This window comes from Nonomuraea sp. B5E05 (assembly GCF_039880665.1).
Lineage (GTDB): Bacteria > Actinomycetota > Actinomycetes > Streptosporangiales > Streptosporangiaceae > Nonomuraea.
The window spans coordinates 126,663-148,537 of sequence record NZ_JBDPMJ010000001.1; the positions used below are offsets into that span (position 1 = coordinate 126,663).

Consider the following 21,875-nt stretch of genomic DNA (forward strand, 5'->3'; position numbering starts at 1 on the left):
GTGGGCCCGCCAGTGGGCCCGCCTTCGAGCCTGCCTGCTCCTGGCCGTGTCCGCCCGGCCTGGCCCGGGCGCCGCCTGACCGAAGCGAGCCTCGCAACGGGAGAAGAGGCTGCAATCGGTCGAATTCCCGGGCAACTGGTCGGTCCTCGGAGGAAAACGCGTCCTGGCGGGCGTGGGGGACCCGCCAGGACGCGCTTCCTGCCCCGTGTGCGACGGCGCCAGGACTCCGGCGAGGGATGGAGTCCTAGACCGTTAGCTCACACACGGAGTCGGTGGGGAGAGAGAAGGTTTGCGCTGCCGGCGACATGCGGCGATGTCTTGAGCTGGGTCAATCGGGTCATCGTCGGGGTGCGTGACGGGGGCGCCACCCTCCTCATTCCAGACAAAGGTTCCGTCTTCGCACCACACGGTCAGCTCAGTCAACGTCGATTGCACGGAGGTGCCACTGCTCTGGTAGGTGTGGGTGGACCCCTGGCAGCACAACACGTAACGCAGTAAACGTGTTGTGTCGCGAGAGGCATGCCAGCGCGGGTATGGCATATCCGTGCGGTCCGGCAACACTGGCCTTCACCTCCTCACCGGCCTATAGATGGATTTGTACCAACGAATGGATGATGGGCCGGGCGAGGGGGTTTGGTCAAGGGGTTGTGGCCTGCTAGAACCAGATCGTCTAAATTGTTGGAACAAAAGGGGTGAAAGTGGCAAGGTCGGTGCTGTATCAGCAGGTGGCTTCGGAGTTGAGACGAGCCATCTACTCGGGTGTCCTCGGCCCCGGGGCGCAGCTGCCGACCGAGGCGCAGCTCATGGAAGACCATGGGGTGAGCAGGAACACCGTCAGGCTGGCCCTCGGCGAACTCGTCAACGAAGGGCTGGTCACGCGCACGCCGCGGCGCGGGACGGTGGTCCGAGACCGCAGACCGCTGCTGATCTATCCGCAGCGGGAGCTGGAGCCGCAACCCAGTGGGGAACTTCGGGAAGCCTTCGCCTACGCCGTGGCGCAGGAAGGCCGCGCCCCGAGCCAGTACATCGAGGTCCTGACGGTGTCTCCGGTCGAGGAGATCGCCAGCAGGCTGGAGTTGGCCGATGGGGAGTTGGCGGTGGTGAGACGTCGTCTGCGGTTCGTGGACGGCCAGCCGTACAACACCAACGATTCCTACTTTCCACGTGATCTCGTCGCCGACTCCGAGATCGCCAGGCCCGGAGACATCGCGCGAGGGGCGAACCGGGTGCTGGAAGAGCTGGGGCATGCGCAGATACGCGTCGTCGACGACATCTGGGCCCGCATGCCGAACCAGGAGGAAGCCGAGCGCCTCCAACTCGAACTCGGCACGCCAGTCATGGTCTATGTCCGTGTTGGTTTCGACGGGGCCGATATGCCCGTGCGTGTCGCGGTGTCGGTGCTGCCCGCCGACAAACATCTGATCAGATACGAGCTCGATCGCCGCTGAAGAGCTCGTTCGAAGGGGTGATCCCGCCGGCCGGGCGCAGCGAGAATTAGCCGCCTCGCTGGCCTGGGGGAGTCGTGCATACTCCCCCAAATCGCCATTTATCCATATATATCGGGTTAAGGCCCATTTCGGCCACCGCGCACCATCGCGTCATCACGCTTTGTGCCAGCGCGGCCACCCGACGCAACGGGAGTTGTATTATGCACACGAACACGCTGCTTCATCCGCTCGCGCTCCGGCGCGCGGAACCCGCGGACCTTCCCGGCGTACTCACTCTCCTGGCGGACACCGCCGAGTGGCTCCATGCGCAGGGTCTCAGGCAGTGGCCCCGCGGGGGTTTCGGTCCCGAGCGGATCGAGCCGCTCATCGAGGAGCGGGTGCTCTTCCTGCTCGACGACGAGCTCAGATATCTCGACCCCGACGAAGCGGCACCACCGGTTGCCACCATAGCCCTCGACGACCACGCCGACCCGGAATTCTGGACACCCGCCGACGATCCGGGCGCGGCCCTCTACATCCACAAGCTCGCCGTCGCCCGCCCGTGGTCGGGCAGCGGTCTCGGCGACGCCCTGCTCGACTGGGCCGGAGCCGCGGCCTGCTCCGCGGGGTTGCCCTGGTTGCGGCTCGACTGCGCCAAGGGCAATCCGCGCCTGCAGCGCTACTACCGCACCCGGGGGTTCCGGCATCTCCGTACGGTGGACCTGCCGCACCGGTCCTCCGGGGCCCTTTTCCAGCGCCCGTCGCTGGACCTTCCGGCCACGGCCTTCCGTGACCTGACGATGGCGGAGCTGATCAGCGCCTGACGCTCCTGGCCCGGCCCCCGCGCGGGGGCCGGGCCCGCGTGTGCGTCCCGTGGACGGGTGGAGGCAGCCCGTCCGCGAACCATCCGCAGCCGCAGGTGCGCGGCCCCGTACGAGGGCTCTCAGGCGGGTGGAGAGGCACGGTGGGGGTGTCATCCTGCCGCCTTTTGGGCTACGGCGGCAGAAGGGTGCAGAGCACCATATAACCTCTCCTGCATGACCGGATCCCTGCTCGAGGTGATCGCGCTCAACGTGCGCGACGCCGTGGCCGCCGAACAGGGCGGAGCCGACCGGCTTGAGGTCGTCGCCGACATGGCGGCCGACGGGCTGACCCCCTCCCCGGAGACCGTGGCCGCGATCGCCGCGGAATGTCCCCTCCCCCAGATGGTGATGCTCCGGCGCGACGCCGGCTTCACCGCCGACGCCGACGCGCTCGACCGGCTGGCCCGCGACGCCAAGGCGCTGGCGCAGGCGGGGGCGGCGGGGTTCGTGTTCGGCTTCCTGGACGGGGCCGGCGCGGTCGACCTGGCGGCCACCGAGGCGCTCATCCACGCCGTCTCCCCGCTGCCCTGGACGTTCCACCGAGCCGTCGACCACGCCGCCGACGTGCAGGCGTCGTGGCGGGCCGTGCGGTTACTCCCCAACCTGGCCACCGTGCTCACCTCGGGCTCTCCCACGGGCGTGGGAAGCGGGCTGCCGGTGCTGAAGGCACGCGCCGAGGCGGGCGACGGCTCGATCATCCTGGCCGGTGGCGGCCTGCGGCCGGCGTACGTGCCCTCCCTGCTCGACTACGGCGTCCGCGCCTTCCACGTCGGATCGGCCGTGCGGGCGAGCTGGTCGGACCCGGTCGAGTGGCGCCTGGTACGCCAGTGGCGCGCCCTGGTCGAACGCGACTGAGCCGCGGCCCTCACGGAAGGGTCAGGTCGGCGCGGTGGAGGGCGGCCGCCAGCGTGCGGATGGTGGCGGGCTCGTCCATGACGCCTCCGCCCGCCTGCCGCTGCTCCTCCCACGCGCTGACCCGCTCCCGGTAGGAGTCGTAGCGGGCCAGGTGGAAGGCGTAGACGGCGGCGAACCTGCTCACCAGGTGCGACGGGTGCATGTCCCAGCCCTGGTAGTAGCCGTGCCGCAGCGAGTGCCTGACGAGCTCGGCGTGCCGGCGCCACAACGCGTGCACGTCCTCCTTCCCGCCGGAGGCCGGCGAGGCGGCCAGCGAGCCGTCGGACAACTCCACCCCCGTGCCGGCGAACGCCGTCTGCATCACGTGCCTGGCGTGGTCGCAGGCCGGATGGTCGAGCCGCTGCTCGTGCGGCGGCAACCCGATGGCCGCCGTGTAGTCGAAGACCCCGAAATGCGCCGCCGCCAGCCGGCCGTCCAGCGACTCGGGCAGGTCGCCCCGCAGGAAGTGCAGCGTCTGCGGCGCCTCCACCTGTATCTCGAACCGCAGCCGCGTCCCGAGCCCGCTCTCCAGCCGCGCCAGCACCTCGGCGAACTGCCCGAGGTAGGCCTCCATCAGCACCTTGGGAAAGGTCACCACGAACCCGCCGGGCAGTTCCCCGGCCCGCGCGAGCACCCCCGTGACGAACCCGCCGAGCGTGCGCACCGACCGCTCGGGGTCGCCGTCGGCGAACGACTTCACCCGCAGCCCCCACCGCCGCGGCAACGCCCCGGCGGCGTGCAGCGCGGCCACCGCCTCGGCCGCCTGCTCCACGTGCCCGTCCTCGACCGCGTCAGGGCGTACGCCGTAGCCGTCCTCGAAGTCGACGCGCACGTCCTCGACGGGCTCGGACGCGAGCTTGCGCACCACCCGCTCGTGCACGGCCGGCGCCAGCCCGCCGGGCACGCCGAACACCTCGGCCAGCTCGCCGGGGCCGGCCAGATGGGTCTTGACCAGGGATGACGCCTGATCGCCCCACGCGGAGACCGTGCCGGCGGTGAACCGGTCGGCGGGGACGTAGACGGTGTGGACGGGCTGCCACCGCGGCTCGCCTGCGGGATAGCGGGCCTGCTGGACCGTGTACGCCTCCGCGAAACCCCTAAGGTCGGCACGCACGGAGCATGGCCTCCAAGCCCACGAGCTTGACGCGTTCGCCCCTGCCGAGCGACCTGGCCAGCTCGGCCTCGGCCCGCTCGATGGCCAGCCACTCCTCGTACGTCACCGGCCGCACCCCGCGCTCGGCCAGCAGCGCGTCGACGGAGCCGCGCTGAGCCCGCTCGTGTCCCGCGAGGTCGGCGAGGAGCGTGCGCACGGTCTCCGCCGCGTCGGACTTGTTGGTGCCGATCACCCCGGTGGGCCCGCGTTTGAGCCAGCCCGCCACGTATTCGCGCTCGCGCACCCGGCCGGCCTCGTGCGGCACGGTCATGGTCGCCTCGGAGAACGGCACCCCGGGCAGCGGCACGCTCTGGTAGCCCACGGAACGCAGCACCATGCCGACGGGCAGCGTCTCGAACTCGCCCGTGCCGACCACGCGGCCCTCGTCGGACAGCCGGGTGCGTTCGAGCCTGATGCCCTCGACCCGCTCGGTGCCGAGGATCTCCACGGGCCGCAGCCAGAAGCGCACGTCGAGGCGGCGCGGCCGGCCCACAGGCTCGCGCTCGGCCCACGACTGCAGGACCTTGATGTTGCCCTGGACCTGGCGCGGGAAGTCGCCGCCCAGCACGACCGCCTCCTCCGGGCGGACGCAGACGTCGGCGTTGGCCAGCTCGCCGAGCTCGCGCAGCTCCTTCAGGGTGAACTTGGCGTGCTCGGGGCCACGGCGGCCGATCATGTGGATGGCCTTGACCTGGCTGTTCTGGAGGCGTTCGAGCACGTCGTGGGGCACGTCGGTCGAGCGCAGCTCGTCGGACGTCTTGGCCAGCACCCTGACGACGTCGACGGCCACGTTGCCGACGCCGATCACCGCGACCTCGGAGGTGTCGAGCGTGAACCTGCCGGAGTCGACGTCGGGATGGCCGCAGTACCAGTTGACGAAGTCGGTCGCCGCCACGCTCCCCGGCAGGTCCTCACCGGGGATGCCGAGCTTCCTGTCGACCATCGCGCCCGTGCAGTAGACCACCGCGTCGTAGACGCCGAGCAGGTCGTCGACGGACAGGTGCTCGCCCAGCGTGACGCCGCCGAGGAAGCGCACCTCCGGCAGCTCCAGCACCCTGCGCAGGTAGTTGGCGATCGACTTGATCGACGTGTGGTCGGGCGCGACGCCGTACCTGACCAGCCCGTACGGGGTCGGCAGGCGTTCGAGCACGTCGACATGGACAGGCTCGGACGACTGCTTGACCAGGGCCTCCGCCGTGTAGATCCCGGCGGGGCCCGACCCGATGACCGCCACGTGCAACGCCACGCTGCCTCCTAAGACCCGGTCGCACGAGACATGTGTCCCTCAGGTACAACCGGCCGGTGTGATCGATGTATCCCCGATCGCCGACCCGGATGAACGCGGCCGGGTGAACGGCGGACAACCGGGCAGTGCCGACGTGACCGCTCGTCCGGACCGCATATTCAGGCCGTTCTTTTCAGGCGCCGAGTTCACCGTAACTCGCCCGTCCCTTTCATGGGAGCCCTGGGGCTCACGGCAGACGGTCGCGCAGGGCCCGCTTGTCGATCTTGCCGTTGGCGTTGACGGGCAGGGCGTCGACCACGATGACGCGTTTGGGCACCTTGTGGCCGGACATGTTGGCCCTCGCCCAGGCGAGCAGGGCCTCGGGGTCGGGCGTCACGCCCGGCCGCGCGACCACGTACGCCAGGCCGGCCTCGCCCGCCACCGGGTCGGGCACGCCGATGACCGCGGCCTGCGCCAGCGAGCCCTCGCGCAGCAGCAGCGACTCGACCTCGGCGGGGGAGACGTTGAACCCGTTGACGATGTAGAGCTCCTTCTTGCGGTCCACGATGGCCAGGTTGCCGGCCTCGTCGAGCACGCCGACGTCGCCGGTGCGCAGCCAGCCGCAGGCGTCGACGGCCTCGGCCGTCCTGGCGGGCTCGTTCCAGTAGCCGCGCATCACGCCGTAGCCGCGCTGCAGGATCTCGCCGCGCTCGCCGGGCGCGACCTCCTTGCCGTCATCGTTGACGATCTTGACCTCGATGCCGGGCACGGGCCTGCCCGTGGTGTTCGCGATCACGTCGATGGGGTCGCCGGCCCTGGTCATGGAGACGACCGTGCCCTCCATCAGCCCGTACGCGTTGATCATCCGCTCGAGCCCGACCCGCTCGACCATCCTGGTGATCAGGGAGGACGGCACGGCGGCGGCTCCGCAGATGGCCACCCGCAGCGACGACACGTCCCACGAACCCCGGTCCAGCTCGTCGAGCAGCCGGTGGAACAGGGTGGGCGGGCCGGCGAGCACGCTCGCCCGCTCGGACGAGATCAGCGACATCAGGGCGTCGGGGGTGAAGACCGGGACCGGCACCATCGTGGCCCGGCGCAGCACGCACGCGATGAGCCCGGCGTTCAGCCCGAACCCGTGGCTGAACGGGGCGATCACCGGGTAGCGGTCGTGCTCGCCCAGGGTGACGATCTCGGACCAGTCCCAGTAGCCGCGCAGGATCTGCGCGTGGTCGAGCATGACGCCCTTGGGCGCGCCGGCGGTGCCCGACGTCGACATGATCTCGCACAGGTCGTCGGGGCGGACGGCGAGAGCCCGGTCCTCGGCCTCCCTGGCGGAGACCTCCGCGCCCAGCGCCCGTAACCCGGCCACCTCAGCGCCGACCTCGGGGCCCATCTCGGGCCCGATCCCAGCGCCGCTCTCCGGGCCCATAGCGGTGCTCAACTCAGCTCTCATCCTGGGGCTCATCTCGGCGCTCACGACCCGCAGGCCGGGAAGCGGCGGCAGGAGGCCGGCGAGCGGTGCGTCCGCCGGGCCCGCGCCTGTGATCAGGACCTTCGCGCCCGTCCTCTCGATGAGCTGGGCCGCCTCGATGCCCTTGTACCGGGACGAGAGGGGCACGATGACCGCGCCCGCGTCCCAGATCCCGAAGGCGTGCGCCACCCAGGACGCCGAGTTCACCCCCCACATCGCCACCCGGTCACCCGGGCCGACGCCCAGGGCGATCAGGCCGCGGGCGATCCCGGCCGCCGCCGCCCGCAACCCGGACAAGGTCACGCCGGCGCCGCCCCCGGCGACCACGGGTGCGCCGGGGTGGTGCTCGGCCTGGTCGCGCAGCATGCGGGGGAGCGTCCCCCAGTCCGGCATCGGTGCCATCGGCTCGCGCCTCCCGTCGCCTCTCAGATGATGAGCGCCCGGTCCCTGCCGAGGTGGTGGCCGCGCAGGTCGGTCACCGTAGCGGGGAAGGGCGCCTCCGAGACGTTCCCGGCGATCTCCACGTCGATCGAGACGGGGGTCAGCGCCCGGAGCGCCTGCTCGATTCGCGAGCGCCACATGGGGTTGCCCACCAGGCTCTCCCGGGTGAACGTCACTGTCAGCGCCGCCGCGTCCAGCGTCCCGGGGCGGCTGATCGTCAGCTCCCAGCCCGCCACGCCGTCGATCTTCGCCAGCGCCTTCTCGACGCGGGGCAGGGCCAGCCACACGCCCCTCACGAGGACGTGCTCGCCGGCCGTATGGGCGGGCGCGGGGACGCCGGGACCGTGCTCAGGACCGATCCTGGCCACCAGCCCGGTCCTCAGCACGGCGTCGCCGAGCGTCGCGTGGCCGCGAGGGGTGAGGACGAGCTCGGCCAGCGGGCCGGGCGGCGCGGACCGGTCGTCCTTGGTCAGGGGAGCCGGGGCGATCAGACCCTCGGCGAGCGGCGTGAGCGGGTCGTCCTCGCCCGCGCGCCAGGCCAGGGCCGTGCCGCCGAACGGGCTCGCCAGCACCTCCGTGACGCGTGCCCCGAACTCGCCCGCCAGATGGCCGATCGTGCGCTTCGAGGCGATCTCGCCGGTGAGCACGATGGTCCTGAGGCCCAGGTCCAGCGGGTCCAGCAGGAACTCCAGGTGCAGGCGGGCCAGGAAGTCCATCGCCCCCGTGGGGGTGATGACCAGCGTGGTGGCCCTCAGCGCGGACAGCGTGTGGTGCAGGCGCATCCGGCCGCGCGGCCCGGCGCAGGCGGCGGCCGCGGTCACGTCGGCCGCCGCGGCGCTCCACAGCGCGCCCGCCGGCTCCGCCAGGGCCACCACGACGCGGTCGCGCTCGCCCACCCCCGCCGCGCGCAGCGCCGCGCCGGTCAGCGCGGACGCTGCCGCTCGGTCGTCCGGCCCCATCGGCAGGACGCTCGACGCGTCGGGGGAGACGAGGAGCAGGCCGGTGACGGAGCGCCCGGCGGCCCCGAGATCGTCACGGGTCAGCCAGCGGCGGGTCACCGCGCCACCTCGGTCATGAACAGCGTCATCGCGCCGCACACCCGGTCGTGCGCCAGGCCGCCGACCTGCGCCTGGATGATGAGGTCGGTGGCGCCCGCCTCGGCGATCCTGGCCAGGGCCTTGCGCGAGCCCGCCACGTCGTCCACCACCACCATCAGGTTCTCGCGCAGGGTGGCCATCGCCTCCTCCGGAGGCAGCCCGGCCGCCAGCTGGCCCAGCACGCGGTGGGTGGCGTGGCGGGCGTCGTAGTAGTCGGGCGGGGTGACGAGGTTGACCTGGCGGCGGATGTACCACAGCACGGCGTCGGCGGCCGTGGCGGTCGCCTCGTCGCGGGTGGGGGCGACGTACCAGGGGATCATCAGGGCGACGCGCCGGCTGGCCGGGTCGAAGCCACTCTCGGCCAGGCATTCCCGATATTTCGTGATGTCGGCGGCCACGTCGTCGATGCCCTTGAGCATGGTCATGCCCAGCAGGTTGTACCCGTTCCGTGCCGCCGCCAGATAGCCCTCCAGCGACGTGGACGCCACCCACACCGGTGGATGCGGCTCCTGCGCCGGCCGGGGGTAGACGGCCACGTCGGGGATCTCGAAGAACTCGTTCGACCTGCTGACCGGCGCGCCGTCGGCCCGCCAGATCGCCAGCGTCGCTTCCAGCGAGTCCTCCCAGATCCGCCGCGACTGTTCGAACGGCCGCTGGAACGCCTGGTACTCCAGCGGCGAGGCGCCCCGCCCCGTGCCGAACTCCACCCGCCCGCCGCTGAGCACGTCCAGCGTGGCGACGCGCTCGGCCGTGCGGATCGGGGACTGGAACGGCAGCAGCACCACGCCGAGCCCCAGACGGATGCGCTCGGTGCGCTGGGAGACGGCGGCAAGGACCAGGTCGGGAGCGGAGGAGTGGGAGAAACCCCTGGTGAAGTGGTGCTCCACGAACCACGCGGTGTCGTACCCCAGCCGGTCGCCCAGCACGACCTGCTCGATCACGTTCCGGAACGCCTGTTGTTCGACGTCGCGGGTGCGACCGCGGACCTCCAGTTCGTATCCCAGGCTGATCCGTAGGGACGTCATCGCGCCTCCGGCAGGTTGGCGACCAAGCGCTCGCTTGGTAGAGCGTATCAGCGGCAAAGACTTGCGGGAAGGGCGCGGCGACGATCAGAGTGATGCCCGTGAAGCGAAAGCGCGCGCCGCGGCGGCCCAAGGACGGCGCGCTCCCCGGCCCCGGTCCTGGCAGCGGCCCCGACTCCGGCGACGACGACCTCTCGCCCGCGAGCGCCCGCGGCTACGAGGCGTTCGGCCGGGTGATGGCCGCGCTCGCTACCGAGGTCGACTTCATCGAGTCGTGCCGCGACCTGACCTGGTGGCGCGGAGCCGACCACAGCTGGCACATCGAGTGGCGCGACGGCCCGTACGCCTCGGAGGTGGCCGAACTCCTCTCAGGTCATGTCCGTGCCTCCGACGGCCCTCTCGTCACCGAGGCCGGCCCGGGCAGCGCGGGCTCGGCCATGCTCGACGTGATGGGCGTGCGGTTCGAGTTGCGCGCGATCGACCCGATGGGCCGGGCCACCCTGCGGGCGCGGTCCGGTTTCTGGCGGTTGTCCGAGGCCCTCGACACCACCCGCCGCACCAACACCCGTCACCCGTGGGAGGAACTGCTCGGCGGCTAGGCGCCCGCGAAGACGCGAGCCGCCAGGCGGGCGCGGTGGGCCTGCGGAGGCCCGAAGAGCTGCGCGTCCGAGGTGGCGCGCTTGAGATAGCGGTGCGCGGGGTGTTCCCAGGTGATCCCGATCCCGCCGTGGACCTGGATGTTCTCGCCGGCCGCCGCCAGATAGGCCTCCGTGCAGTACGACCCCGCGATGGCCGCGGACACCTCGTCGCGGGCCGCGGCCTCCGCCGCCGAGCAAGCCGACTCCACCAGCAGGAGCAGATCGGCCAGCTTGTGCTTGATCGCCTGGAAGGACCCGATCGGCCGCCCGAACTGCCGCCGCGCCCTGGCGTGCTCGACGGCCATCTCCAGGCACCGCCGCGCCCCGCCCGCCTGCTCGGCGGCCAGGGCCGCGATGCCGAGGTCGCGCACACGGGTCCACGACCCGCCGTCGCCCAGCCGGCGTGCCGGGGCCTGCCGGAAGGCGAGCCGCTGCAACGGGCGGCTCTCGTCCATCGTCGCGTACGGCTCGCGCCGCGTCGGCACGGCCTCCACCAGCAGCCCGCCGGCGTAGACGAGCACCACCTCGCCCGCCGGCGCGTACGGGACGTCGCCCGTGAGCAGGTCGCCCTCCAGTCGCAGGTCGCCGTCGCCCGGCAGCACCACGGTCGCGGTCGCCGAGCCGTCGGCCAGCGTGCTCAGCAGTTCCCCGGCCCCGCAGGCCCCGGCCGCCGCGACGGCCATCACCGCCGACTGCAGGAACGGATGGGGAGACAGGACCCGGCCCAGCTCCCCGGCCACGGCCGCCATCTCGGCCGGGCCGCAGCCCGCGCCGCCGTGCTCCTGGGGAACGAGCAGCCCGGCGATGCCCAGGTCGCGCGCGGCCTCCTGCCACGACGCGCCGGGCCGGCCGGTGAGATAGGCGCGGACGGCGTCGCGGAGCTCATCGGGAAGGCCCACGGACGCATCTTAACCAAGCGATTGCTTGATGGCACATCGATGACCCAATTTTGCCCTTTTTGTACGATTTCATAGTCTGGTGCTGGTCATCCCTGGAATCTGCCGGGAAGGGGCTGACCTGGGATGGAGATGGACAACACCACGCTCGACTATGGCGACTACGCCGAATACGACCGGCGTCAGCGCAACATCGAACACCACCTGCTGGCGGCCTTCCTCGGTGGTCTGGCCGTCGGCCCCATGGGCATGCTCGCCACCGGCGACGCCCCCGGATGGCTGGGCCAGATCTACGACCCGTACGTCTACTTCGCGCTCACCCTGGCGGTCGGCGCCACCGCCTCGGGATTCGGGTGGGCGCTGGTGACGACGTTTCTGGCGGCCGTGTCCACGCTGGTCTCGGCCATGGGCACGAGCGCGCTGTTCGGCGAGGACGTCCTGGGCCCCGTCGGCGAGGCCGCCGGGGCCAACTGGACGCTCGTCCTGCTCGTCTGCCTGGGCCTGGGCGCCCACGTCACCCGCAGGGACGACGTGTGGGGCGACGTCGCGGCGGCCGGGGTCGGGGCGGCCCTGATCGCGGACGTGGCCGGCAGGGCGGTTCCCGGGCTTGTGGAGAGCGACGGCTCGTTCTGGCCGTATCCCGCGGTGGTGATCGGGCTGCTGTCCGTGGCGCTGGTGCTCGGGTTGCGCAGGAACGCGTGGGGACGGGTGCGCGCGCTGGCGATGTCGGCGGTGTTGTCGGCCCTGCTCGCGGCCGGCCTGACCGGTTCGCTGGCGGGCCTGCTCCCGCTGCCGGTCTGACCGCGGGAATAGGCAGCGCGGCGCGCCGCCGGAAGTCGATAGCCTGTAGTCCTTCAGAACCGGGTTCGAGCAAGGAGTGGCCGTGTTGCTGCGCATGTCGTCGTTGTTTCTTCGCACCCTGCGGGACGACCCGGCAGACGCGGAAGTGCCGAGCCACAAGCTCCTCGTCCGCGCCGGCTATGTCCGCCGCGTGGCGCCTGGCATCTACTCCTGGCTCCCCCTCGGCAAGCTGGTGCTCGACAACATCACCAGGATCGTCCGCGAGGAGATGAACCGGATGGGCGGCCAGGAGGTGCTCTTCCCCGCCCTGCTGCCCCGCGACTACTACGAGGCGACCGGCCGCTGGACCGAATACGGTGACACGCTCTTCCGCCTGCGGGACCGCAAGGGCGCCGACTACCTGCTCGGCCCCACGCACGAGGAGCTCTTCGCCGACATGGTCAAGGGCGAATACTCCTCCTACAAGGACTACCCGGTCATCCTCTACCAGATCCAGACCAAATACCGCGACGAGGCGCGGCCCAGGGCGGGCATCCTGCGCGGCCGCGAGTTCCTCATGAAGGACTCCTACTCCTTCGACCTCGACGACGACGGGCTCAAGCGCTCCTACGAGCAGCACCGCGAGACCTACATCCGCACGTTCGACCGCCTCGGCATCAACTACAAGATCGTCTTCGCCCAGTCGGGCGCGATGGGCGGCTCGGCCTCGGAGGAGTTCCTGGCGCCCACGCCGACCGGCGAGGACACGTTCGTGGCCTGCCGCGCCTGCGGCTACGCGGCCAACGCCGAGGCCGTCGTCACGCCCGCGCCCGCCGCCCGCTCCTTCGACGACGCGCCCGCGCTCCGGGTCATGGACACCCCCGACACCCCGACCATCGAGACGCTGGTCTCCTACGTCAACGAGCACCACGGCCTGTCCGTCACCGCCGCCGACACACTCAAGAACGTCGTCGTCAAGGTGACCACGCCCGGCTCCGACAAGGCCGAGACGCTGGTCATCGGCGTGCCCGGCGACCGCGAGGTCGACTTCAAGCGCCTCGAGGCCGCCCTGGCGCCCGGCGAGCCCGCCATCTTCGAGGCCGCCGACTTCGCCCGGCACCCGGGCCTCGTACGCGGCTACATCGGCCCGCAGGTCCTGCGCGAGCTCGGCATCCGCTACCTCGTCGACCCGCGTGTCGCCACCGGCACGTCCTGGGTGACGGGCGCCAACGAGCCCGGCAAGCACGCCGCCAACGTGGTCGCGGGGCGCGACTTCGTCCCCGACGGCACGATCGAGGCCGCCGAGGTGCGCGCAGGCGACGCCTGCCCCCGCTGCGGCTCCGAGCTGTCCATCGACCGCGGCATCGAGATCGGCCACATCTTCCAGCTCGGCCGCAAATACGCCGACGTGGCCGGGCTCGACGCGCTCGGCCCCGACGGCAAGCCCGTCCGCGTCACGATGGGCTCCTACGGCATCGGCGTCTCGCGTGCGGTGGCGGTCATCGCGGAGCAGCTGCACGACTCGCTCGGGCTGGTGTGGCCGCGCGAGGTCGCGCCCGCCGACGTGCACATCGTCGGCACCGGCAAGGAGAACCAGATCGAGGCCGCGCTCGAACTGGCCGCCGAGCTGGAGTCGCGCGGCCTGCGGGTGCTGGTCGACGACCGGGCGCAGGTCTCGCCGGGAGTGAAGTTCAAGGACGCCGAGCTGCTGGGGCTGCCGACGATCGTGGTGGTCGGGCGCGGCCTGGCGCAGGGCGTGGTCGAGCTGCGCGACCGCGTCTCCGGTGAGAAGTCGGAGATCCCGCTCGCCGAGGCCGCCGACCGCATCGTGGCCGCCGCTTCCTCCTGAGCTTCCGCCGCGGCGCCCATCCGCTTGAGGGCGGGCGCCGCGACCTGCCGCGGCACGGGCATCCTGGCGCTGCCACCAGGACGGCGTCCTGGTGTGGTCAGGCGGACGGCACGGAGGCCCTGGCGCGCCCGCGTACGATCGCCGGCCCGATCAGGCACGCCGCCGCCACGAGCAGGATGGCCAGCGACACCGGCCGCGTCACGAACACAGAAGGGTCGCCCTCGCTGAACGCCAGCGCCCTCCTGAACTGCACCTCCATCAACGGCCCCAGCACCGCCCCCAGGATGAGCGGCGCCACCGGATACCGCGCCCGGTGCAGCACCCACCCCAGCAGACCGAACCCGTACGCCACCAGCACCTCGAACACGCTCTGCGAGATCGAGTAGACCCCCAGCGTGGCGAAGGTGAGGATGGCCGCCGTCAGCAGCGCGGCGGGCACGCTGAGCAGCTTCACCCACACCCGGATCAGCGGCAGGTTCAGCACGAGCAGCATCACGTTGCCGAGGTAGAGGCTGGCGATCAGCGTCCACACCAGCACCGGCTGCTGGTCGAAGAGCCGCGGCCCCGGCTGCACGTCGTAGATCTGGAACGCGATCAGCAGCATGCTCGCCGTGGCCGAGGTCGGGATGCCCAGCGTGAGCAGCGGCACCAGCACTCCGGAGAACGCCGCGTTGTTGGCGGCCTCGGGGCCGGCGACCCCCTCGATGGCCCCCTGCCCGAACTCCTCCTTGTGCCGCGACAACCGCTTCTCCACGTTGTAGCTGAGGAACGTGGGGAGCTCGGCGCCTCCGGCGGGCAGCGACCCGATGGGCAGCCCGAAGGCCGTCCCGCGCAGCCACGGCTTCCACGAGCGGCGCCAGTCGTCGCGGGTCATCCCGATCCTGCCGTCGACCGTGACGGGAGCCTGCTCGGGCCGGTTCCGGGAGGCGGCCGTGGAGACCGCCTCCGCCACGGCGAACAACCCGACCGCGAGCGCCACCACCGACAGCCCTTCGTACAGCTCGGGCAGCCCGAACGCGAAGCGCGGCTGGCCGGTCATCTGGTCGATCCCCACCATCCCGATCGTCAGCCCCAGGAGCAGGCTCGACAGCCCGCGCACGATCGAGTCCCCCATCAGCGAGGTGACCGTCACGAAGGCGAGCACCATGATCGAGAAGTACTCGGCCGGCTGGATGAGCTTGGCGATGTTCGACATGCCGGGGGCCAGGAAGGTGATGACGACCGTGGAGATCGTGCCCGCCACGAACGACCCGATGGCCGCCGTCGCCAGCGCCGCCCCCGCCCGGCCGCGCCTGGCCATGGGATAGCCCTCCAGCGTCGTGGGGATGGAGGCCGTCTCGCCGGGGATGTTGAGCAGGATGGCGGTGGTCGAGCCGCCGTACATGCCGCCGTAGTAGATGCCGGCGAACATCACGAACGCCCCGACCGGGTCGAACACGAACGTCAGCGGCAACAGCAGCGCGATGGTCGTGGCGGGCCCGAGCCCTGGCAGCACGCCCACCAGCGTGCCGATGGTGACGCCGAGGACGGCGAGCAGCAGGTTCTGCAGGCTCAGCGCGTGACCGAACCCGTCGAGCAGGTTGCCGAGCACGTCCATCTCAGATCGCCAATCTGACCAGGCCGGGCGGCAGCGTGATGCCGAGCAGCCGGTCGAACAGGAAGTACGTGGCCAGCGCCAGCACCAGCCCCACGAGCACGTCGCGCAGCAGCCTCCTGCTGCCCAGCACCCTGGCCACGACCGCGAAGAACACGGTCGTGGCCTGCCAGTAGCCGGCGGGGACCAGCGCCAGGGCGTAGCCTGCCAGCGCCGCCACCAGCAGCAGCACCGACGGCCAGTGCGTCTCCTCCTCGGCGTCCTGCGTGCCGGCCCTGAAGGCCTGGACGACGCCGATCAAGGACACCACCGCCAGCCCGCCTCCGACCAGCAGCGGGAACGCCCGGGGCCCCACGGCCTGGTACCCCTCGCCCTGCGGGATCGCGAAGGCCTGGACCAGCACGACCACGGCCGCGAGCAGGAAGCCGGCGGAGACGATCCGCTGCGTCACTTGCCGAGCCCCAGCTCGCCCAGGATGGCGGTGACCTGCGTGCGCTGCTCGGCCAGCACCTTGCCGAACTCGTCGCCCGGCTTCCAGTCCTCGGTCCAGTTGTTGCGCTCCAGGATCTTCTTCCAGCACGAGGTCTTGCGCACCTTGTCGAGCAGGCCGATCACCTCCTGCTGCTGCTCTTCGGTCAGCCCGGCGGGCGCGAGCACGCCGGCCAGCGTGGAGACCGCCTCGTCGCCCAGGCCGAGCTCCTTCATCGTGGGCGCGTCGAGGCCGGGGACCCGCTGCTCGGAGTCGACGGAGAGCGCCCGCAGCTCGCCCGCCTCGATCTGCGCGCTCAGCTCGGCGACCGTGTCGATGCCGGCCGTCGCGGCCCCGCTGAGCAGCAGGTTCATGGACTCGCCGCCACCCGCGGTGGGCACGAAGTTGATCTCCTTGGCGGCGATGCCACGCTGCTTGGCCAGCCCCGCCACCGTCATCTGGCCGGGCCCGCCGAGCGATCCGCCGGTCCACTTGACGCTGCGCGGCTTGGCCTCCATCGCGTCGAGCAGCGCCTTCAGATCCTTGTACGGCGACTTCGCCGGAACCACGATGGCGCTCGGGCCCCGGCTCAGCCCGGCCACGGGGGTGAGCTCGGACAGGTCCACCGGAGACTTGTTGCTCACGATGCCGCCCAGCATGGTCACGCTGTCCATGACCATGAGCTGGTACGGGTCGCCCTTGTGCTTGGCGAACTGCGCCAGCCCGATCGTGCCGCCCGCGCCGGGCACGTTCGTCACCGTGGCGTCCACGTCGGCCACTTCGCACTCGCCGAGCGCGCCGGCGATGCCGCGCGCCCGCGTGTCCCAGCCGCCGCCGGGACTGCCCGGCGCCATGATCGACAGGGCCTTGCTCGGATAGGCGGCCCCGGCGTCGGCGCTCTCGCCGCCCACGGCGCAGCCGCTGAGGGTCACGGCCGCAGCGACGGCGGCCAGCAGCTTGATCTTCATGATGACTCCCGGGGGGTGAGGATCGAGGTGAAGAAGTCCTTGACCGGTTCGAGCACGCGCATCGGCTGGTGGCCGACGCCGGGCACGACGTCGAACCGCACGCTGATGCCGTGGGCCTCGTAGTTGTCGCGCAGGGCCGTGAGCCGCTCGACGCGGGTGACGCCGTGGGCGTCGGCGCCGTCCATCCAGTTGCTGTCGCCCTGGTTGTTGATCTCCCAAGTCTCCACGTCGGCGCTGCCCACGACCATCTGCACCGGCACGTCGCGCAGTTCGTCCACCCTGGGCGGGCAGCCGAACTCCTCCTCGAACCCCTTCAGCCCGATCCACCAGGGGCTGGTGTGGTCGATGTACGTTATCCGCCCCGGTGCACCAATGGACAATCCGGACAGCCGGTCGGGATGCAGGTAGCCGAACCGGTGCACGAACTGGCCGCCACCGGAGAATCCATGCAGCAGGAAGCGTTCCGCCGCCACGTTGAAGCGCTCGGCGACCTCCTCCACCATGGCCAGCAGGACGCGGTCGAAGCGGATGTCCCCATACCGGATGAACTTGAAGGCATGCAGGTCGTGCGGGTCCTCGATGCCGGCGGGAAAGAGCGGGGCGAGCACCAGGCAGCCGTGCTCCTCGGCCCACCCGGCGAAGTTGTCGCGATACTGCGGGCCGCGCCGGCCGGTCCCGTGCTGCAGGACCACCATCGGCAGGGGAGCGCCGTCAGGGTCGTGCGCGGACGGCACGTACAGGCAGTACGAGAACCGCTGGTCGAACCTCGACGCGAACACGGTCGTGGCGCCCGCCGAGTAGAAGGCGGTCGGATGCTTGACCACATGCAATGCCTCAGTCATGAGGCGACAGCCTGGGTAAACGCGGGGTCACCCGCAAGGAGATTGACGCGTACGCGGTAATGTGCAGGGTGGCCGTCACGCTGTTCCTCGACTCATCCGCCACCGAATCCATCGTGGTGCGGCGCTCGCCACTGGCCGAGCTGTGCGCCTGCCTGCACGCGTTCGACGAGCCAGGGCACCACCCCGCCAGCGCCGCCTGGGCCGCCAGGGCGCACCGCGACCTGCCCGACGGGCTGCTGGCGGCGGCGGCCGCCTGGGCGCCGCTCTGGGGTGCCTTCCGCGCCCGCTACCTGCTGCCGCTGTCCGCCACGCCCAAGCGCACGCTGGCCGGCGAGCTGCGGGAGGTGGCCGCGCTGCCCATCGGCGACTTCACCGCGATGACCGTGCAGGCCCTGATCGGCAAGAACGACACCGAGCTGGTGCCACTGCTCGGCGACGAGGAGCTGAACCGGATGCGGCTGATCTCCACCAGCCGCGTGGAGATCGGCGCCCGGCTGCGCGCCGACCCCGAAGGCTTCCGTGAAGAGCTGCTCGCCTTCCTCACCCGCTTCGCCGCCGCGGTGTTCGACGCCGAATGGCCGTCGCTGCGCCAGGCGATCGACCACGACGGCGCGCTGCGTACGCGTGATCTGCGCACGCGCGGGCCGCTGGCCCTCGCCGACCTCCCGACCGCCACCGCGGCCAGAACCGCGTCGGGGTCACTGCGGATCGTGTTCGGCAAGCTCTACAGCGCCACCGCCCGGGTGGACGCCGGGCGTCCCTGCCTGATCGTGCCGACCGTCCACGGGCGGCCGCACCTCGTGATCAAGCACTTTCCCGGCCATCCCGTGGTCATCCAGTACAGCGCCGGCGCCGCTCCCGCGCCGACCCTGGAGACGGCCAGGCGCCGGCTCGCCGCCCTGCAGGACCCGACGAGGCTGCGGCTCTGCTACGCGATCCTGCGCAACCCGGTCGCCACCGCCGAGCTGGCCACCCAGCTCGGCATGACCGCGCCCCAGGTCTCCAGGCACCTGCGCAGACTCAGGGAGGCCGAGCTCGTCCACACCCACCGGCGCGGCTCGGTCGTCTACTACCAGCTCGACGCGGCCGCCATCGAGCGACTCGGACCCGACCTACTCTCCGTCCTGTACCGGTGAGGACGAGGGCGGCGGCGTCGCCGGCGGCGGCGGCATGCCGGGGAACGCCGGGGGCTGGGCGGGGCGGAAGGCGTAGGAGCGGGTCACGGCCTTCTGCATGGCCAGCGCGGCGTAGCGGCGCAGCGCGTCGTCCTGCGCCGCGGCCAGCTCGAGGTAGGCGGCCGTGACGCCGTTCTCCAGGTGCACCGCCAGCTTGGCGGCCTGCGCGTCGTCGGAGGGGACGAACGGCAGCGCGTAGGAGGCGTCGGGCTCGGCGGGCTCGCCGCCCCGGGAGATGATGTAGCCGCGCAGCTGGTCGCGGTGCACCCGGTGGGCGTCGAAGGCGGCGGTCATCCTGTCGCGCAACGACCCCGACGTGCGCGCGCCGAGCAGCCCGAACGCGAACAGCGCGGCGTGCTCGGCCGCCAGCGCCCTGCGCAGCTTCTCGATGTCGCCCGCGTTCACAACGACCTCGGCAGGGCGGCGGCGTGGGCGGCCTCGCAGGCGCCGATGCTGGCGACCAACTGGGCCATCCCCGGTGACAGGCCCGCGAGCTGGCGGGCGCGCCGCGCCGCCGCCTTCCGCTCCAGCGAGCGCAGCCGGGACAGCGAGGGTTTCTCCGGCCTGGCACGTGCGGACGGCGATCCGGTCGGTGACGGGGACGGTGACCCGCTGGGGGCCGCGGAGCCGGGGGACACGTGCTTGCGCAGCGTGTCGACGTGGGCCTGATGCCGGTCGCGGAACGGCACGAGCTTCCGCGCTCCGTCGGCGATCAGCGACGAATAGAGCGCGATCGTGCCCTCCTTCTCCGCGATCAGTCCCTTCACCAGCACCGTCTCCGGCGAGTCGGACGGCGGCGCGGACGGCTGCGAAGGGCCGGAGGCGCTGCACGCGGTGAGAGCGGCCGCTCCGCCCACCAGCAGGGCACGCCTGGAGAGCTGACGCGGGCGCACGAGTTTGACCTCCACTGTTCACGGAGCGGACGGACGAGAAACCTGCTCATCAGCCCGCCGCTCAACCGCCGTGCCGCGCTGATGCCGTGGCGGCAGCCCGCCTGGCGGCTTTCTCGTCGGTAGCATCGTACGGGCTGGCACCCGGGATCGTTGTCAGGCGACGCTCCGCCATTCGAGCACGACGAGTGGCGCTCTTTTCGTGCCCCCGTACGGATAGGGTGTCAACTGTCGTCGCTGGCCGAGCGGCCAGGCGGCGGAGAGCCAGAGGCGAGGTCCGCCCGGCTGAGACATGACAATAGGGGAGGTCGATATGGGCAGCGCATCATCCCGCGACCACCTGATGAAGCTCCTTGAGCCCGTGGTCGGCGCGGAGGGCCTCGATCTGGAGGACATCACGATCACGCAGGCCGGCAAGAGACGGCTGCTGCGCGTGATCGTCGACCGCGACGGCGGGGTGAGCCTCGACGACGTCGCCGACGTGAGCCAGGCGGTCTCCGCGGCTCTGGACGACACCGACGCGATGGGCCAGGCCGCCTACACGCTCGAGGTCTCCTCGCCCGGCGTCGACCGCCCGCTCACCGAGCCGCGTCACTGGCGGCGCGCCGCCAAACGGCTGGTGAAGGCCGAGATGAGAGACGGCTCCGTGGTGGAGGGCCGCATCCTGGCGGCAGACGCCGGCGGCGTCGACCTCGACGTCGCGGGCGCCGCGCGCCGGCTTAATTACGAAGACCTGGCCCGGGGACGGGTACAAGTGGAGTTCCGCCGGATCGACGACGTCGACGGCGACGAAGGCTAAGGGGGAGCCGTCGTGGACATCGACATGAGCGTCCTGCGCAGCCTCGAACGGGAGAAGGACATCTCCTTCGACCTGGTCGTCAAGGCGATCGAGGACGCGCTGCTGATCGCCTACTTCCGCACCGACGGCGCCGCCTCCAAGGCGCGTGCCGAGCTCGACAGGCAGAGCGGTCACGTCACGATCTGGGCCGGCGAGGTCGACGATGAAGGCGAGATCGTCAGGGAATATGACGACACGCCCAGCAATTTCAGCAGGATCGCCGCCACCACCGCCAAGCAGGTCATCCTGCAGCAGTTGCGCGACGCCGAAGACGAGATCAACTTCGGCGAGTTCGCCAGCCGCGAGGGCGAGCTGGTCTCCGGCGTCATCCAGCAGGGCAAGGATCCGCGCGTGGTGCTGGTCGACCTCGGCAAGATCGAGGCCGTGCTGCCCCACGCCGAGCAGGTCCCCGGCGAGGAATACGTGCACGGAGAGCGCATCCGCGCCTACGTGGTGCAGGTGAAGAAGGGCCACAAGGGCCCGTCGGTCACCCTGTCGCGCACGCACCCCGGGCTGGTGAAGAAACTGTTCGCGCTCGAGGTGCCGGAGATCGCCGACGGCACCGTGGAGATCGCCGCGGTGGCGCGCGAGGCGGGCCACCGTACGAAGATCGCGGTCAGGTCGCGCAAGCCCGGCGTCAACGCCAAGGGCGCGTGCATCGGCCCGATGGGGTCACGGGTCCGTAACGTGATGACCGAGCTCCACGGCGAGAAGATCGACATCATCGACTGGTCGGAAGATCCGGGCGAATTCGTGGGGAATGCCCTGTCCCCCGCGCGCGTTTCCCACGTTGAGGTTCTCGATCTCGACGGGCGTGTGGCGCGTGTGACCGTTCCCGACTACCAGCTCTCGCTGGCCATCGGCAAAGAGGGGCAGAATGCCCGGCTCGCCGCCCGACTGACAGGATGGCGGATCGACATCCGTCCTGACACCCAAGCCGAGGATGCCGCCGGTTCCGTAGATGCGTCGACACGGTAAGCTGGAATATGGTGGCCTGGCCGCCCCACAGCGCACCTGTGTGGGCTGCAGGGTTCGCACGGCTAAGTCCGAGCTGCTCCGCCTGGTGCGGGTCGAGGACCACGTGGTTCCCGACCTGCGAGGACGGCTCCCCGGGCGTGGTGCATCGCTGCACCCGTCCGCGAGTTGTCTGGAGCTTGCCGAGCGTCGCCGAGCGTTCCCGCGCGCGTTCCGCGTGCCGGGGGCGCTTGACGTCTCGCGCGTGCGGGCGCACCTGGAAGGAGAACCACGAAATGTCATGTAGGACGCCGAGTTGATGGGCGGAGTCAGATTGCTATGAGCGCCTGATGAGCACGCGGCGATGAAGACGTCAAGGTAGCGAC

Annotated in this window: 22 protein-coding genes; 10 read left to right on the top strand and 12 right to left on the bottom strand. The window is 71.3% G+C overall.

What is annotated here, in order from left to right; translation table 11 throughout:
- Window positions 1–710 precede the first annotated feature (710 nt).
- The 3 genes from ABGB01_RS00610 to ABGB01_RS00620 all read left to right on the top strand — a co-directional run bounded on the left by ABGB01_RS00610 (window position 711) and on the right by ABGB01_RS00620 (window position 3,145).
- Window positions 711–1,448 carry a GntR family transcriptional regulator gene (locus ABGB01_RS00610; RefSeq protein ID WP_347769123.1) on the top strand — a complete coding sequence of 246 codons (738 nt, stop codon included), beginning with the start codon at window positions 711–713 and terminating at the stop codon, window positions 1,446–1,448.
- A 200-nt stretch (window positions 1,449–1,648) separates the two neighbouring features.
- Window positions 1,649–2,251: a GNAT family N-acetyltransferase gene (locus ABGB01_RS00615; RefSeq protein WP_347769125.1), complete on the top strand. Its 603-nt coding sequence runs from the start codon at window positions 1,649–1,651 to the stop codon at window positions 2,249–2,251.
- Window positions 2,252–2,464: 213 nt separating this feature from the next.
- Window positions 2,465–3,145, top strand: a complete 681-nt coding sequence (locus ABGB01_RS00620; RefSeq protein WP_347620335.1) for a copper homeostasis protein CutC — start codon at window positions 2,465–2,467, stop codon at window positions 3,143–3,145.
- A gap of 10 nt (window positions 3,146–3,155) precedes the next feature.
- Here the strand turns inward: ABGB01_RS00620 and ABGB01_RS00625 are convergent, their stop codons facing one another.
- The 5 genes from ABGB01_RS00625 to ABGB01_RS00645 form a co-directional block, all read right to left on the bottom strand.
- Window positions 3,156–4,298, bottom strand: a complete 1,143-nt coding sequence (locus tag ABGB01_RS00625) for an aldolase (protein ID WP_347769127.1) — start codon at window positions 4,296–4,298, stop codon at window positions 3,156–3,158.
- A complete protein-coding gene (locus ABGB01_RS00630) occupies window positions 4,282–5,583 on the bottom strand; it encodes an FAD-dependent oxidoreductase (protein ID WP_347769129.1) in 1,302 nt (433 codons plus the stop codon). Before ABGB01_RS00630 ends, ABGB01_RS00625 begins: the two co-directional genes overlap by 17 nt.
- Window positions 5,584–5,809: 226 nt before the next feature.
- A complete protein-coding gene (locus ABGB01_RS00635) occupies window positions 5,810–7,438 on the bottom strand; it encodes an AMP-binding protein (protein ID WP_347769131.1) in 1,629 nt (542 codons plus the stop codon).
- A 23-nt stretch (window positions 7,439–7,461) separates the two neighbouring features.
- Window positions 7,462–8,535, bottom strand: coding sequence for a hypothetical protein (locus ABGB01_RS00640; protein WP_347769133.1), 1,074 nt, complete (start codon window positions 8,533–8,535; stop codon window positions 7,462–7,464).
- Window positions 8,532–9,599 carry an LLM class flavin-dependent oxidoreductase gene (locus ABGB01_RS00645; protein ID WP_347769135.1) on the bottom strand — a complete coding sequence of 356 codons (1,068 nt, stop codon included), beginning with the start codon at window positions 9,597–9,599 and terminating at the stop codon, window positions 8,532–8,534. The genes ABGB01_RS00640 and ABGB01_RS00645 overlap by 4 nt, the downstream gene beginning before the upstream one ends.
- A 92-nt stretch (window positions 9,600–9,691) precedes the next feature.
- Between ABGB01_RS00645 and ABGB01_RS00650 the strand changes: the two genes are divergently transcribed.
- Window positions 9,692–10,195: a hypothetical protein gene (locus tag ABGB01_RS00650; RefSeq protein WP_347769137.1), complete on the top strand. Its 504-nt coding sequence runs from the start codon at window positions 9,692–9,694 to the stop codon at window positions 10,193–10,195.
- On the opposite strand, the gene ABGB01_RS00655 is transcribed toward ABGB01_RS00650, so the two are convergent.
- Window positions 10,192–11,133, bottom strand: a complete 942-nt coding sequence (locus tag ABGB01_RS00655) for an acyl-CoA dehydrogenase family protein (RefSeq protein WP_347769139.1) — start codon at window positions 11,131–11,133, stop codon at window positions 10,192–10,194. The two genes, ABGB01_RS00650 and ABGB01_RS00655, sit on opposite strands and share 4 nt — an antisense overlap.
- 123 nt (window positions 11,134–11,256) lie before the next feature.
- Here ABGB01_RS00655 and ABGB01_RS00660 point away from each other — a divergent pair, with 123 nt between their 5' ends.
- The gene (locus tag ABGB01_RS00660) at window positions 11,257–11,931 is read left to right on the top strand and encodes a hypothetical protein (RefSeq protein WP_347769141.1); all 675 of its coding nucleotides are present in this window, start codon (window positions 11,257–11,259) and stop codon (window positions 11,929–11,931) included.
- Between the two features lie 82 nt (window positions 11,932–12,013).
- Window positions 12,014–13,759, top strand: a complete 1,746-nt coding sequence (locus ABGB01_RS00665; protein ID WP_347769143.1) for a proline--tRNA ligase — start codon at window positions 12,014–12,016, stop codon at window positions 13,757–13,759.
- A gap of 97 nt (window positions 13,760–13,856) precedes the next feature.
- Here the strand turns inward: ABGB01_RS00665 and ABGB01_RS00670 are convergent, their stop codons facing one another.
- Genes ABGB01_RS00670 through ABGB01_RS00685 form a run of 4 tightly spaced genes read right to left on the bottom strand, consistent with a single transcriptional unit; the run spans window position 13,857 to window position 17,632 of the window.
- Window positions 13,857–15,356, bottom strand: a complete 1,500-nt coding sequence (locus tag ABGB01_RS00670; RefSeq protein ID WP_347769145.1) for a tripartite tricarboxylate transporter permease — start codon at window positions 15,354–15,356, stop codon at window positions 13,857–13,859.
- Window position 15,357: 1 nt separating this feature from the next.
- Window positions 15,358–15,804, bottom strand: a complete 447-nt coding sequence (locus ABGB01_RS00675; protein WP_347769147.1) for a tripartite tricarboxylate transporter TctB family protein — start codon at window positions 15,802–15,804, stop codon at window positions 15,358–15,360.
- Entirely contained in the window at window positions 15,801–16,790 is a 990-nt protein-coding gene (locus tag ABGB01_RS00680; protein WP_347769149.1) for a tripartite tricarboxylate transporter substrate binding protein, read from the bottom strand. The genes ABGB01_RS00675 and ABGB01_RS00680 overlap by 4 nt, the downstream gene beginning before the upstream one ends.
- Window positions 16,787–17,632, bottom strand: coding sequence for a PHB depolymerase family esterase (locus tag ABGB01_RS00685; RefSeq protein ID WP_347769151.1), 846 nt, complete (start codon window positions 17,630–17,632; stop codon window positions 16,787–16,789). The genes ABGB01_RS00680 and ABGB01_RS00685 overlap by 4 nt, the downstream gene beginning before the upstream one ends.
- 68 nt (window positions 17,633–17,700) lie before the next feature.
- Between ABGB01_RS00685 and ABGB01_RS00690 the strand changes: the two genes are divergently transcribed.
- Complete coding sequence (locus ABGB01_RS00690; RefSeq protein WP_347769153.1) at window positions 17,701–18,768, top strand: DUF5937 family protein; 1,068 nt, start codon at window positions 17,701–17,703, stop codon at window positions 18,766–18,768.
- Here ABGB01_RS00690 and ABGB01_RS00695 read toward each other — a convergent pair.
- Window positions 18,745–19,212 (bottom strand): ferritin-like domain-containing protein, encoded by a 468-nt coding sequence (locus tag ABGB01_RS00695; protein WP_347769155.1) that lies wholly within the window; start codon window positions 19,210–19,212, stop codon window positions 18,745–18,747. The genes ABGB01_RS00690 and ABGB01_RS00695 overlap by 24 nt on opposite strands.
- On the bottom strand, window positions 19,209–19,700 hold the full coding sequence (locus tag ABGB01_RS00700) for a hypothetical protein (RefSeq protein WP_347769157.1): 492 nt from the start codon (window positions 19,698–19,700) through the stop codon (window positions 19,209–19,211). Before ABGB01_RS00700 ends, ABGB01_RS00695 begins: the two co-directional genes overlap by 4 nt.
- Before the next feature lie 310 nt (window positions 19,701–20,010).
- On the opposite strand from ABGB01_RS00700, the gene rimP reads away from it, so the two are divergent.
- From rimP to ABGB01_RS00715, 3 genes are read left to right on the top strand one after another with little or no spacing between them, the layout of a single operon-like run.
- Window positions 20,011–20,496: a ribosome maturation factor RimP gene (rimP, locus tag ABGB01_RS00705; RefSeq protein WP_347769159.1), complete on the top strand. Its 486-nt coding sequence runs from the start codon at window positions 20,011–20,013 to the stop codon at window positions 20,494–20,496.
- Window positions 20,497–20,520: 24 nt separating this feature from the next.
- Window positions 20,521–21,513, top strand: coding sequence for a transcription termination factor NusA (gene nusA, locus ABGB01_RS00710; protein ID WP_347770150.1), 993 nt, complete (start codon window positions 20,521–20,523; stop codon window positions 21,511–21,513).
- Window positions 21,497–21,796, top strand: a complete 300-nt coding sequence (locus tag ABGB01_RS00715; protein ID WP_347769161.1) for a YlxR family protein — start codon at window positions 21,497–21,499, stop codon at window positions 21,794–21,796. Before nusA ends, ABGB01_RS00715 begins: the two co-directional genes overlap by 17 nt.
- Window positions 21,797–21,875: the final 79 nt, after the last annotated feature.